This window comes from Hymenobacter coccineus, from assembly GCF_001816125.1.
In the GTDB taxonomy this organism is placed as follows: Bacteria; Bacteroidota; Bacteroidia; order Cytophagales; family Hymenobacteraceae; genus Hymenobacter; species Hymenobacter coccineus.
In genome coordinates this window covers 1-11,775 of the sequence record NZ_MDZA01000061.1, presented here as the reverse complement: position 1 = coordinate 11,775, position 11,775 = coordinate 1, and the positions used below count along the sequence as shown (strand labels likewise).

The window sequence follows — 11,775 nt, the reverse complement described above, 5'->3', positions numbered from 1 at the left end:
CGCTGGCCCGCGCCGCGCCCCCCTAGCGCGCGCCCCCGGCCCCAGGGCGGCCAGCGTTTCGCGGTGGCGCTTTTCGGCCAGGTCTTGGTTGTACGAGGCCACGGCCCAGATGGCGGCCGGAATCCAGCCGATGAGCGTGACGTGCAGCACCCCGCACAAGAGGCCCTTGAGGAAGTGGCCCCGGAAAATCATCGAAATACCGGGCAGCAGAATGGCGAACAGCATGGCGCAAAGGGGAAAAGTGGAGCGAGCAAACATAGCGCATTTTGCGCCGCTAGGGCGCCGGCGGGCAGTGGCTTAGCTTTGGCGGCGCGGGGCCCCACGCCCGCGCCCCGGCTCTATGCAACGCTACCTTTTGTTCTTTGCCCTGCTGCTGGGCGCGCAGCTGGCCGCGGGCCAGGCCGTGCCCTACGGCCGCAACCCCGCCGCGGGCCACTACCATGCCGTGCGCGGCATCAAGCTGTACTACGAAACCTACGGCGCGGGCCCGCCCCTGCTGCTGCTGCACGGCAACGGCGGCAGCATCGCTTCCTTCCAGCACAACATCGCCTACTTCGCCCGCCGCTACCGGGTGATTGCCGCGGACAGCCGCGCCCAGGGCCGCTCCGTGGACGCGGCCGACTCGCTGAGCTTCGAGCAGATGGCCGACGACTTCGCGGCCCTGCTCACCAGCCTGCGCATCGACTCGGCCAACGTCATCGGCTGGAGCGACGGCGGCATCGACGCCCTAGCGCTGGCCCTGCGCCACCCGGCCAAGGTGCGGCGCCTGGTGGCCACGGGGGCCAACCTCGCGCCCGATTCCACGGCCCTCACGCCCGCCCTCTGGCTGGAGCAGCAGCGCAGCTACCGCGAAAACCGGGGCCGCCCGCGCCCCACCCCGGCCGAGCAAAACGCCTGGAAAGTGTTTTTGCTCGACGTGTTCCAGCCCAACATTCCGCTGGCGGCGCTGCGCCGGATTAGGGCCCCGGCGCTCATCGTAGCCGGCGATGCCGACGTAATTACCCTGGAGCACACCGTGGCCATCTACCGCCACCTGCCGCGCGCCTGGCTCTGGGTGGTGCCCAACAGCGGCCACGGCACCCTCGTCGAGCACGCCGACGAGTTCAACCGCAAAGCCGACGAATTTTTTCAGGCCAAGGCCGTACCTGCCCGCCCGCACTAACGCGCCGGAGGCCGCCCGGGCCGCCGCGGCTTAGGCCGCGCCAAAGGCGGCCAGCAACGATACCAGGTGCGGGTCGTCGATGCGCACGTGCGGCAGCAACAGGTTGCGGCGGCGGGCCTCCAGGTAGCCAATCAGCCAGTGAAACGCCGTCGCTTCGACCCGGGCGAAGGCCATGCGCCAGTCGCCAAACATCCGGGCCGGGCCGGCGGCCTCGCTCAGCACCGTCACCCGCTGGTGGCGCGCATCGCGCTGGATGTGGGCAAACATCTCGCGCACGGCCATTTCCTCCCCTTCGAGCACCTGCACGAAGTGGCCGTCGTGGCTGTAGCACAGCAGCCCCGTTAGGTTGTGCTGCTCGTTGCCCACCCGCGCCTGCTCCAGCAATTCCAGCAGCTGGTCCTCGGAAAACGGGTGCGCGGCCTGGCTGCGGTACAGCACGTGGTGCACCTGGGTTTCGAGGCGCGCCAGCACTTGGTTCAGGGTCATTTCCCCCCGGGCGTAGTGCTCCAGCAATTCGGCTTCGTGCGGTTGCGCAGCCAAAGACGTACCGGCCGCCAGGGCCGTGGCCCACGCAATGGCACGCCGGCGTGCATCTTCAGTTGAAAGGTCGTCCATGCGCTTATTTACGGCAAGTGCTGCGCCAACAACGGCTTCAAAAGCCCAAAAAATACGGAGATTTAGCGTAATTTATACTTAATAGATTACCTGCGGGCCCAACCCAACTGGTACACGGCATAATACAAGCTGGGCCGGCCGGCCCGCGGCGGCCCTTGCCCGGGGCCCCGGCAGCGGCGGGCCGGCGGCAGCACCCGGTTACGTGCCCGGCGCCGCCGCGCCCCAAACCAAACTTATTTAATTGGGCGAGCGCACCGTGCCTTTCACCGGCCAATTCAAGCGGTTGGGCTAATTTTTGCTCAGCCTCCTGGTACCTGGCTACCGGCGGCTGTAACTTGTAAATCAACTCGTTGCCCTTATATATTATTTACTAGATAAACCTCGGAAAACCCTATTCTATGGCCGACCTATACGATCTTTTATTAGCTGAATACATGCAAGTGTGGCTGCACCAAGTGCACATGGCCGATGCGTGGGCATCGGATGGCGAAGCGCAGGTGCTGGCCCTCGTTCAGCGGGCGCTGGCGCGGGTCGGCCAGCTTTCGGCCAGCACGCACACCAACGCGCCCGCCCTGCATGCCGCCTTGCATGCCCTGTTGCTGCGGGCAGCGCAGGCCCCCATGCCCGCCATCACGCTCAAGCAAGAGCTGGCCAAGGTGCTGTACACCGCCCTGCGCCGGAGCACCGGGGCCAACGGGGGCCCGGCCGCCGCCACCCAAGCCTTTGCGCTGTCGTTCCCGCCCGAGTTCGCCCCCCTGCCCTCGGCGGCAGATTTTATCAACTGGACGTAGGCCCCAGAACGGCTTGCCGGGGCCCTGGCAAGCCGTTTACTACTATTTGCAACCGGCGCGCCCGGGGCCCCAGGGCCCGCGCAACCCAGGCCGGATTTCGAAAACGTACGTCCAGTAAATTGCGGGCCAGGTGAACTAAATTGGCAAAAACAACTCTTGATTATGTCAGTAGGGCACAAATGCCGGGTAGCAGCCTATCCCGCTATAACATAATCCTATTTTTGCTTCTGCCCGCCTGAGCCGTTCTTTGTGGTAGTTCTCGTGTACCACCAACCTCCTTTTCTCAGCGATGGCAGCAGCCTCAAACGGCCACCCGGCCGGTAGCAGCGCGGGCATGGTCTGCCACCCGCAGCAGTTACCGGCACTTCGCCCGCGCGTGCGGACAACTCCGGGGTGACGGCCAAAACCCATCCAGCAACTCGGATTCCGGCAGTTACCCAGGCTTTTTTCGCGCCGGCTACGGCCGAAGCCGGTGTGCCCCCACCGATGGCCTGCTACCGCCTGGCCGGGGCCCTACCGCAAGCCCCGGGTACCGTAGCTGTCAGCAAGGGGCCCCAGCGAATCAATTTGCTGTAAACCAGTACCTAACCAGGGGTTAGCTCCTGAAATCTAAATTCTAATTCATCCCAACCTTCCTTACCAATGGCTGAAGACCACAACCAACACCCGCCCGCCGGCAACACCACCGAGCATTTTATGAACGACGAGTCGGCGGCCAAGTGCCCGTTTTTGGCGGGGCAGGCCCAGCAGACGGCCGGTGGCGGCACCCGCGACCGCGACTGGTGGCCCAACATGCTGCGCCTCAACATTCTGCGCCAGCACGCGCCCCAGGCCAATCCCATGGGGGCCGACTTCAACTACGTGGAGGAGTTCAAGAAGCTCGACCTGAACGCCGTGAAGCAGGACCTGTTTGAGCTGATGACCACCTCGCAGGACTGGTGGCCGGCCGACTATGGCCACTACGGGCCGTTCTTTATCCGCATGGCCTGGCACAGCGCCGGCACCTACCGCATTGCCGACGGCCGCGGGGGCGCGGGGGCGGGCATGCAGCGCTTTGCGCCGCTCAACAGCTGGCCCGACAACGCCAACCTCGACAAGGCCCGCCTCCTGCTGTGGCCGATTAAGCAGAAGTACGGCGAGCAGATTTCCTGGGCCGACCTCATGATTCTGGCCGGCAACTGCGCCCTGGAGTCGATGGGCTTGCAGCCGTTTGGCTACTCGGGGGGCCGCGCCGACGTGTGGGAGCCGATGGACGAAATCTACTGGGGCTCGGAGCGCGAGTGGCTCGGCGACAAGCGCTACACCGGCGACCGCCAGCTCGAAAACCCGCTGGCCGCCGTGCAGATGGGCCTGATTTACGTGAACCCGGAGGGCCCCAACGGCAACCCCAACCCGCTGGGCTCGGCCCGCGACATCCGCGAAACCTTCGGCCGCATGGCCATGAACGACGAGGAAACCGTGGCCCTGATTGCCGGCGGCCACACCTTCGGCAAAACCCACGGCGCCGCCGACCCCGCCCAATACATTGAGCACGAGCCCGCTGCGGCCGGCATCGCCGAGCAGGGCAAGGGCTGGAAAAACTCGTTTGGCACCGGCCACGGCGTACACACCATCACCAGCGGCCTCGAAGGCGCCTGGACCGCTACCCCCGCCAAGTGGGGCAACGGCTACTTCAACAACCTGTTTGGCTACGAGTGGGAGCTGACCAAGAGCCCCGCCGGGGCCCATCAGTGGCGGCCCAAAAACAACGGCGGCGCGGGCACCATCCCCGATGCCCACGACCCCAGCATCACGCACCAGCCGTTCATGCTGACCTCGGACATCGCCCTGCGCGAAGACCCGATTTACGAGAAAATCTCGCGCCGCTTCCACGAAAACCCCGAGGAGTTTGCCGATGCCTTCAGCCGCGCTTGGTACAAGCTCACGCACCGCGACATGGGGCCCCTGTCGCGCTACGTGGGGGCCGACGTGCCCGCCGAAGTGCTCATCTGGCAAGACCCGCTGCCCGCCGCCGACTACGCGCCGATTGACGAGCAGGACATCAACACGCTGAAAGACCGGCTGTTGGCCTGCGGCCTCACGGGCGCGCAGCTCATCCGCACGGCCTGGGCGTCGGCCTCCACGTTCCGCGGCTCCGACAAGCGCGGCGGGGCCAACGGCGCCCGCATTCAACTGGCTCCCCAGAAGTACTGGGATGCCAACAACCCCGCCGAGCTGAGCAAGGTGCTCGACGTGCTGACCGGCATTCAGAAGGAGTTCAACGGCAACGCGGGCGGTAAGCAAGTATCGCTGGCCGACCTCATTGTGCTGGGCGGCGCGGCGGCCATCGAGCAGGCCGCCAAAGACGGCGGCTACGAGGTGCAGGTGCCCTTCCACCCCGGCCGCACCGACGCCACCCACGCCCAGACCGACGTGCAGTCGTTTGAGGCACTGGAGCCGCACGCCGATGGCTTCCGCAACTACCTGGGCGCCAACCACGAAGCGTCGGCTGAGGCCATGCTCATCGACCGGGCGCAGCTGCTGACCCTTTCGGCTCCCGAAATGACGGTGCTGATTGGCGGCCTGCGCGTGCTCGATACCAACTTCGACCACTCGAACCACGGCGTGTTCACCGACCGCCCCGGCACGCTCAGCAACGACTACTTCCTGAACCTGCTCGACCTGGGCACCACCTGGAAAGCCACCTCGGAGGCCGACCAGCTGTTTGAAGGCCGCGACCGCAAAACCAACGTGGTGAAGTGGACCGGCACCCGCGTCGACCTGATTTTCGGCTCGAACTCGGAGCTGCGCGCCATCTCCGAAGTGTACGGCACCAATAACGCCGGCCCCAAGTTCGTGCGCGACTTCGTGGCCGCCTGGGCCAAAGTGATGGACGCCGACCGCTTCGACCTGGCCAAAGCATAAGGCTGCAACTTGTTAATTATGTTGAAAAAACGCCGCCCTGGCAACGGGGTGGCGTTTTTTTATGGGCTTATCTTAGCGGCATTTCCACGGCTGGCAACGGTGCTGTCGGACCACCTACCTCCTTCCCCATCCCATGCAAAAAGGCCGCCTCGAAGCGTTCAGCGACGGCGTGCTCGCCATCATCCTCACCATCATGGTGTTGGAGCTGAAGGTGCCGCACGGGGCCGACTTGGCGGCGCTGCGGCCGCTGCTGCCCGTGTTTCTGAGCTACGTGCTGAGTTTTGTGTACGTGGGCATTTACTGGAATAACCACCACCACCTGCTCAGCGGAACGCGGCAGGTGAGCGGCGGCGTGCTGTGGGCCAACCTGCACCTGTTGTTCTGGCTCTCGCTGATACCCTTTGCCACCGGCTGGATGGGCGAAAACCACTTTGCGCCGGCCACGCTGGCCGTGTACGGCGGCATGCTGATGGGTTCGGCGGTAGCCTATTTTATTCTGCAAAACTGCATCATTGCCGTGAACGGCGGGCCCGAATCGGCGCTGGCCCGCGCCGTGGGGCGCGACGGGAAGGGCAAGCTCTCGCCGGTGCTCTACCTGGTGGGCATAGCCAGCAGCTTCTGGCTGCCCTGGCTGGCGGGGACCTGCTACGTGTTTGTGGCCCTGATGTGGCTGGTGCCCGACCGCCGCATCGAGCGCACGTTGGCCCCCGAGAAACCGGGCTAGCGGCCCCGGCTGGGGCCCCATCCCGGGGATACCCAGTACCTTGAGCCCGCCGGGGGCCCCGTTTTTGGGCCCCACGCCCCGCCCATGCCTTCAAAACTTCTCGCCACCCGGCCGCTGCCGGCCCTGCTGCTTGCCCTCGCCTTTGCCACGGGCTGCCAATCCAAACCCGACGCGGCCAGCCAGGCCACGGCCGTTGCCGCCGCTGCGCCGGGGGCCCCGGCCGCCCCGCCGGATGCCATTAAGGCGGCCGACATCCGCGGCTACCTGAAAACGGTGGCGGCCGACGAGATGCTGGGCCGCAAGCCGTTCACGGCGGGCGAAGAACGCATCACGGCCTACCTGGCGGCGCAGTTCAAGGCGCTGGGGCTGCTGCCCGGGGGCCCCAACGGCAGCTATTTCCAGCCGGTGCCGATGGTGGAGATTACCGCCGCGCCGGCCCCGACGATGCAAATTGCGGGGCCCGGCAAAAGCCTAACCCTGGCCTACAAGACCGATTACGTGCTCTTTACCCAGCGCGAGCAGCCGGTGGTGGCGGTCAAGAACTCGCCGCTCGTGTTTGCCGGCTACGGCGTGGTGGCCCCTGAGTACGGCTGGGACGATTACGCCGGCCTCGACGTAAAGGGCAAAACCGTGGTGGTGCTCGTGAACGACCCCGGCAACGCGGGCAACGACAGCACCCTGTTCAAGGGCCGGGCCATGACCTACTACGGCCGCTGGACCTACAAGTATGAAGAAGCGGCCCGCCACGGCGCCGCCGGCCTGCTCATTGTGCACGACACCAAGCCCGCCGCCTACCCCTGGAGCGTGGTGCTGAGCGGGGCCGTGGGGCCCAAGCTGCGCCCCCAAACGGCCGACCACGGCGCCAGCAAGTGCGCCCTCGAGGGCTGGCTGACGCTCGACGCCGCCAAGCGCCTGTTCACGGCCGCCGGCCAGAACTACGCTGCCCTTTATGCCGCCGCCAACCAGCGCGGCTTCCGGCCCCGGGCCCTGGGCCTTACCATGAGCACCAGCCTGCGCAACAAGCTGCGGCGCCAGACCTCCAAAAACGTGCTGGCCGTGCTGCCCGGCACCACCAACGCCGGCGAGTACATCGTCTACTCGGCCCACTGGGACCACTTTGGCGTGGGCAAAACCATCGTCGGCGACTCCATTTACAACGGGGCCGTGGACGACGGCACCGGCCTGGCCGCGCTGCTGAGCATCGCCAAGGCGTTTAAGGAAGCGCCCGTTAAGCCCGCGCGCAGCCTCGTGTTTTTGGCCGTGACGGGCGAAGAGCAGGGCCTGCTGGGCTCGGCCTACTACGCCCAGCACCCGCCGTTCCCGCTGGCCAAGACGGTGGCCGACCTCAATATGGACATGCTCTGGCCCTACGGCCGCATGAAGGACCTCACCGTCATCGGCGCGGGGCAGTCGGAGCTGGAAGATTACGCCCGCGCCGCCGCCCGCGAGCAAGGGCGCTACCTGCTGCCCGACCAGACGCCCGAAACTGGCATGTTCTACCGCTCCGACCACTTCAGCTTCGCCCACGTGGGCGTGCCCTCGCTCTACGCCAGCGGCGGCTTCGAGAGCCGCGCTCAGGGCAAGGCTTACATCGCCCAGCAGCGCCAGGCCTACACCACCGGCATGTACCACAAGCCCGCCGACCAGTTCGACCCCGCCTGGGACCTGGCCGGCGTAGCCGAAGACGCGCAGCTCTACTTCCGCGTGGGCCAGCGCCTGGCCGCCGAAACCACGTTTCCGCAGTGGCGGGCGGGCTCGGAGTTCAAGGGCATTCGGGAGCGGGCGGCGGGCAAGTAGCGCGCCGCCGGGGCCCTAGGCCAGCGTTTTCAGTACCTTTTCCAGCAGGGCTTTGGTTTTGCGCACGCCCTCTTCCTCGCTGGTCACTTCGCCTTCGTACTCGATGCCCACGTAGCCGCGGAAGCCCGAATCCTTGATGATTTTGAACATCTTGAAGTAGTCGGTTTCCACGCAGTTGCCGTTGGCGTCGAAGTCGAACGTTTTGGCGCTCACGCCCTTGGCCACCGGCATCCACTCGCGCACGGCTTTGTACTTGTCGTACTCCTCGATGCACTTGCCGCGGTAGAGGTCGCCGGTGTCGCGCCGGATGCAGAAGTTGCCGAAGTCGGGCAGGATGCCCACGTTGGGCCGGCCCACCTGCCGGATGGTGGCCAGCAGCCACTCGCCGTTGGAGGTGTAGCTGCCGTGGTTTTCCACGATTACGTTGATGCCCGCCTTCTGGGCGTACTCGGCCAGGCGGGCCAGGCCGTCGGCGGCGGCTTTTTGCACTTCCGCAGCCGTGCCCTTGCCGAAGGCGTTTACCCGCACCGTGGGGCAGCCCAGGTACTTGGCTGCGTCCACCCATTTGTAGTGGCTTTCGACGGCCTTAAGGCGCTCGGCCTCGGTGGGGCCCCAGTTCGCCCTCGCCGTCAATCATAATCAGGTGGTTTTTCACGCCGTTGTCGCGGCAGCGCAACAGTAGCTCGGCCAGGTATTTCGAGTCCTCAGCCTTGTCTTTGAAAAACTGGTTCACGTACTCCACCACGCCGATACCGTACTGCTTTTTGGCAACGACCGGAAAGTCCAGGTTGCTCATCTTATTGCTGAACAGCGCCTTGTGAAACGACCACTCGGCCAGGGAAATTTCAAACAAAGGTTTGGCCGGAAGCTTTGGGGCCCAAGGCCTGCGGGGCCACGGCGGCGGCGGCCACCAGGGCGGCGGCATTTTTCAGGAAATCACGACGGGAAGCAGACACGGGCGAGGCGGGTTTAGGTGGGGTGGGAAAGGTGGAAGAACTAAGAACGTCATGCTCATCTGGCGTCTACGCAGTGAAGCATCTTTCCCGCACAAGTAAATAATTACTCAGCAGAAAAAGATGCTTCAACAAGCTCAGCACGACGTATTTTGATGGTGGACTAAAGCGGGGGTGGTCCGGCGAATTGCCCGAAGGGCTTCGCCGGGTCACTCTTACCAAAAACAGGGGCCCCGGAGCACTATCAGAGTGGCCCGACGACTGAAAAAGTCGCCGGACCACCTCGTTTCAGACCGCCACTAATATTACAAATCTGAATAATTGGCCGGCCGCAAAAACGTGATGTCAATGTGGGCCACGTTGTTCTGGTACTCGGGCAGGCCGGAGAGCCGCTTCCACTCGGGGTCGGCGCCGAAGGCTTTCCAGTGCGCCTCGCGGTCGGGCATGTTTTTGAAGGAGGTCATGTACATCAGGTTCGGCATTTTGGGCCCGAACAGGACTTCGCCGTAGAAAATACCGTTGAAGCCGAGCCGGTCGAAGAGCTTGATTTCGCCGCCGGCGTTGAACATCTGCACCTTGTTGCGGAAGATTTTCTCGCTGGCGCCCTCGTAGCTGCGCAGTTCGTACACCCGCTCGGCTTTGGGCGCGTCGAGGCGGGGGGCGTTCAGGGCGGTCATTTCATCAAAGGCCTTGATGAAAATATTTTCCTGCCGGCCGTACGCGGGATTAGTGTAAACTGCGTTTTCGTAGCCGCCGCCGGCCGCCACCAGCTTGGCCGCCACGCCCTTGTCTACCTGCTCCCACTGCTTCATCGAAGCGTAGGGCGTGAACACGTACACGCGCCGGTCGGCGGCCGTGTCGTTGCCCACCGGCTTGAACACGCCGATGGCGGGGATGCCCGCCGCGTGCAGCGCCGGCACGTACTGGTGCTGCAAAAAGCTGTCGACGAGCGCTTCCTGGCGGCTACTCTTGAGGTGGTACACTTTGAGGGCGAAGTAGGCCGGGCGCGGCGCGGCGGCCGGGGGCCCCGCGTGGGCCCCGGCCAGTGCGCCGCAAAGGGCCGTAGCCAACGGTAGAAGCAGAAGTTTTTTCATGGTTTGGATGGGATTTGTGCAAGTTGGACGGCTGAAATTTAGCACCGGCCGCGCGAGAAAAGCCGGCGGCGGCCGAAATTTGCGGGTGCCGCCGGGCCGTGGCCCGGCGCGCTTTTCTCCCTTGCCCCTGCCGTGCCCGATTCTACCACTCCCCCCGCCCCGCCGTCCCTCGCCGATTTTGCCTGCTTTTGCCTCTACGGCCTCACCGACAACCCCTACCGCCAGGCGGCCGACGTGGCCCGGTTCGGCCAGCTCTACGACTTGGTGGTGGGGCCCCACGGCGGCGTGGGCGTCGGCAGCACCTTCCATCCCTACCAGCTCGTGAGCCCGGCTGGCGTCACGGTGTGGTACGCGGCCTTTGCCCAGCTCTACGCCCAGCCGGGCCGGGCCGCGCTGTTTGGGGCCCTGGCCGAAGAGCAGGCACGCTACGTGGTGGCCCCGCCGGCCTCGTTCGCCGATTTCCACCTGTGGCCCGACACGCGGCTGACCAGCACCGAGAACCCGGTATTTAGCCGCTACATCCCGTTCGTGCTGCCGCTGCTGGTGCGCCGGGGCCCCGGGGCCCTGCGCTGGGACACCGAAGCCGCCGCTGCCGCCGCCGAGCCCGAACGCTTCCGCGCCTACCGCGCCGCCGTGAACGAGGCCTTGCGCTTCGTGCAGCCCGAGCCGGCGTTCGTGCTGGGCCTGGCCGAATTCGATGAGCAGCACCCCGAGCGGCTCATCGACCGCTTCCTCGCCGCCAAGCCCCTGCTGGGGCCCCAGTAGAAGTCCGGTGCAGGATTCCGCAAAAACAGAACGTCCTGCCGCGGTTGCGGCAGGACGTTCTGTTGGGGCTCTGGCGGGTACGCCCAGCTGTAAATATCGGGTGGCGTCTTACTTCGTCGCCTTGAACTTATCGGCGAAAAAGGCCAGCGTGAGGGCCCAGGCCTCGTGGGCGGCGGCGGCGTTGTAGCTGGGGCGCTCGTCGCAGTGGAAGCCGTGGTCGGCGTCGGAGATGACGGTGTTGATGTAGGGCTTCTTGGCTGCATCTACTGCCTCGATGACCTCGGCAATGTTCTCCTTCGAGATGTGCGCATCGAGCCCACCCCAGAAGAACAGGTGCGGGGCGTGCAGGTCGGCGGCGCGGTCCTTGATTTGCTCGGTGCCGCCGCCGTAGTACGACACGCCAGCCGCCAGCGGCAGCACAGCATTGGCCAGGAAGGACACGCGCCCACCCAGGCAAAAGCCGATGCTGCCGATTTTGTCGGCCACCACGCCGGGTTGGCTCGTGAGCCAAGCGTGGGCCGCCTGCAGGTCGGCCGTCAGGTCGTCGTTGTTGATGGCGAAGTAGTGCGGCATGGCGCTGGGGAAATCGTTGTAGGCGATTTCCAGGCCCGGGGCGGCCGTGCGGTGAAACAGCTCGGGCGCCACCACGGCGTAGCCGGCCTGCGCCAGCCGGTCGGCCACGCTGCGGATGTGGTGGTTCACCCCGAAGGCTTCCTGCAACAGAATGATGCCGGGCACCGCGCCGTTGGCCGCGGCGGGCTGGGCGGCGTAGGCCTGCATCGTGGTGCCGTCGCCGACGGATAGCGAGAAGGTTTGGGAAGTACTCATAGAATTTGGTGATTGGGAGGGGAAGCGAATGGCGCTAAGTAAGGGCATACGCAAGCACCCGCAACGCGGCGGGAATTGCCCGGGGCCCCACCGGCCGGCGGCTTAGTCGGCCGCTCCGCCCGCGGCCTGCCGCTGCGCGGCG

Annotated in this window: 13 protein-coding genes; 6 read left to right on the top strand and 7 right to left on the bottom strand. The window is 65.6% G+C overall.

The features are described 5' to 3' along the window. Nucleotides 1-225: hypothetical protein (locus BEN49_RS28635; RefSeq protein ID WP_070741593.1), on the bottom strand; the 225-nt coding region annotated here is incomplete at its 3' end. Nucleotides 226-340: 115 nt separating this feature from the next. On the opposite strand from BEN49_RS28635, the gene BEN49_RS04950 reads away from it, so the two are divergent. Further along, a complete protein-coding gene (locus BEN49_RS04950) occupies nt 341-1,162 on the top strand; it encodes an alpha/beta fold hydrolase (protein WP_070741590.1) in 822 nt (273 codons plus the stop codon). A 30-nt stretch (nt 1,163-1,192) separates the two neighbouring features. On the opposite strand, the gene BEN49_RS04945 is transcribed toward BEN49_RS04950, so the two are convergent. Next, the gene (locus BEN49_RS04945; RefSeq protein WP_070741586.1) at nt 1,193-1,777 is read right to left on the bottom strand and encodes a BLUF domain-containing protein; all 585 of its coding nucleotides are present in this window, start codon (nt 1,775-1,777) and stop codon (nt 1,193-1,195) included. Nucleotides 1,778-2,175: 398 nt separating this feature from the next. On the opposite strand from BEN49_RS04945, the gene BEN49_RS04940 reads away from it, so the two are divergent. From BEN49_RS04940 to BEN49_RS04925, 4 genes are all read left to right on the top strand, one after another. Further along, on the top strand, nt 2,176-2,568 hold the full coding sequence (locus BEN49_RS04940; RefSeq protein ID WP_070741584.1) for a hypothetical protein: 393 nt from the start codon (nt 2,176-2,178) through the stop codon (nt 2,566-2,568). A 642-nt stretch (nt 2,569-3,210) separates the two neighbouring features. After that, nucleotides 3,211-5,472 carry a catalase/peroxidase HPI gene (katG, locus tag BEN49_RS04935; protein WP_438831773.1) on the top strand — a complete coding sequence of 754 codons (2,262 nt, stop codon included), beginning with the start codon at nt 3,211-3,213 and terminating at the stop codon, nt 5,470-5,472. Between the two features lie 133 nt (nt 5,473-5,605). Next, the gene (locus tag BEN49_RS04930; protein ID WP_070741581.1) at nt 5,606-6,196 is read left to right on the top strand and encodes a TMEM175 family protein; all 591 of its coding nucleotides are present in this window, start codon (nt 5,606-5,608) and stop codon (nt 6,194-6,196) included. Nucleotides 6,197-6,280: 84 nt separating this feature from the next. Further along, complete coding sequence (locus BEN49_RS04925) at nt 6,281-7,993, top strand: M28 family metallopeptidase (protein ID WP_070741578.1); 1,713 nt, start codon at nt 6,281-6,283, stop codon at nt 7,991-7,993. Between the two features lie 15 nt (nt 7,994-8,008). Here BEN49_RS04925 and BEN49_RS04920 read toward each other — a convergent pair whose 3' ends face one another. The 4 genes from BEN49_RS04920 to BEN49_RS04915 all read right to left on the bottom strand — a co-directional run bounded on the left by BEN49_RS04920 (nt 8,009) and on the right by BEN49_RS04915 (nt 10,040). Continuing rightward, nucleotides 8,009-8,626, bottom strand: coding sequence for a sugar phosphate isomerase/epimerase family protein (locus tag BEN49_RS04920; RefSeq protein ID WP_317040393.1), 618 nt, complete (start codon nt 8,624-8,626; stop codon nt 8,009-8,011). Next, nucleotides 8,580-8,846, bottom strand: coding sequence for a hypothetical protein (locus BEN49_RS30410; RefSeq protein WP_317040392.1), 267 nt, complete (start codon nt 8,844-8,846; stop codon nt 8,580-8,582). The genes BEN49_RS04920 and BEN49_RS30410 overlap by 47 nt, the downstream gene beginning before the upstream one ends. Next, nucleotides 8,839-8,949, bottom strand: coding sequence for a twin-arginine translocation signal domain-containing protein (locus tag BEN49_RS30405; RefSeq protein ID WP_094123108.1), 111 nt, complete (start codon nt 8,947-8,949; stop codon nt 8,839-8,841). Before BEN49_RS30405 ends, BEN49_RS30410 begins: the two co-directional genes overlap by 8 nt. A gap of 302 nt (nt 8,950-9,251) precedes the next feature. Continuing rightward, nucleotides 9,252-10,040 carry an NIPSNAP family protein gene (locus tag BEN49_RS04915; protein WP_070741575.1) on the bottom strand — a complete coding sequence of 263 codons (789 nt, stop codon included), beginning with the start codon at nt 10,038-10,040 and terminating at the stop codon, nt 9,252-9,254. Nucleotides 10,041-10,172: 132 nt separating this feature from the next. Between BEN49_RS04915 and BEN49_RS04910 the strand changes: the two genes are divergently transcribed. Then, on the top strand, nt 10,173-10,805 hold the full coding sequence (locus tag BEN49_RS04910) for a hypothetical protein (RefSeq protein WP_070741573.1): 633 nt from the start codon (nt 10,173-10,175) through the stop codon (nt 10,803-10,805). 108 nt (nt 10,806-10,913) lie between these two features. Here the strand turns inward: BEN49_RS04910 and BEN49_RS04905 are convergent, their stop codons facing one another. Continuing rightward, nucleotides 10,914-11,633 carry a dienelactone hydrolase family protein gene (locus tag BEN49_RS04905; RefSeq protein ID WP_070741570.1) on the bottom strand — a complete coding sequence of 240 codons (720 nt, stop codon included), beginning with the start codon at nt 11,631-11,633 and terminating at the stop codon, nt 10,914-10,916. Nucleotides 11,634-11,775 lie beyond the last annotated feature (142 nt).

Excerpts from the sequence above, each read along its gene's own strand:
- BEN49_RS04950 (WP_070741590.1), top strand. The coding sequence starts at position 341 with ATGCAACGCTACCTTTTGTTCTTTGCCCTGCTGCTGGGCGCGCAGCTG.
- BEN49_RS04945 (WP_070741586.1), bottom strand. The coding sequence starts at position 1,777 with ATGGACGACCTTTCAACTGAAGATGCACGCCGGCGTGCCATTGCGTGG.
- BEN49_RS04940 (WP_070741584.1), top strand. The coding sequence starts at position 2,176 with ATGGCCGACCTATACGATCTTTTATTAGCTGAATACATGCAAGTGTGG.
- katG (WP_438831773.1), top strand. The coding sequence starts at position 3,211 with ATGGCTGAAGACCACAACCAACACCCGCCCGCCGGCAACACCACCGAG.
- BEN49_RS04930 (WP_070741581.1), top strand. The coding sequence starts at position 5,606 with ATGCAAAAAGGCCGCCTCGAAGCGTTCAGCGACGGCGTGCTCGCCATC.
- BEN49_RS04925 (WP_070741578.1), top strand. The coding sequence starts at position 6,281 with ATGCCTTCAAAACTTCTCGCCACCCGGCCGCTGCCGGCCCTGCTGCTT.
- BEN49_RS04915 (WP_070741575.1), bottom strand. The coding sequence starts at position 10,040 with ATGAAAAAACTTCTGCTTCTACCGTTGGCTACGGCCCTTTGCGGCGCA.
- BEN49_RS04905 (WP_070741570.1), bottom strand. The coding sequence starts at position 11,633 with ATGAGTACTTCCCAAACCTTCTCGCTATCCGTCGGCGACGGCACCACG.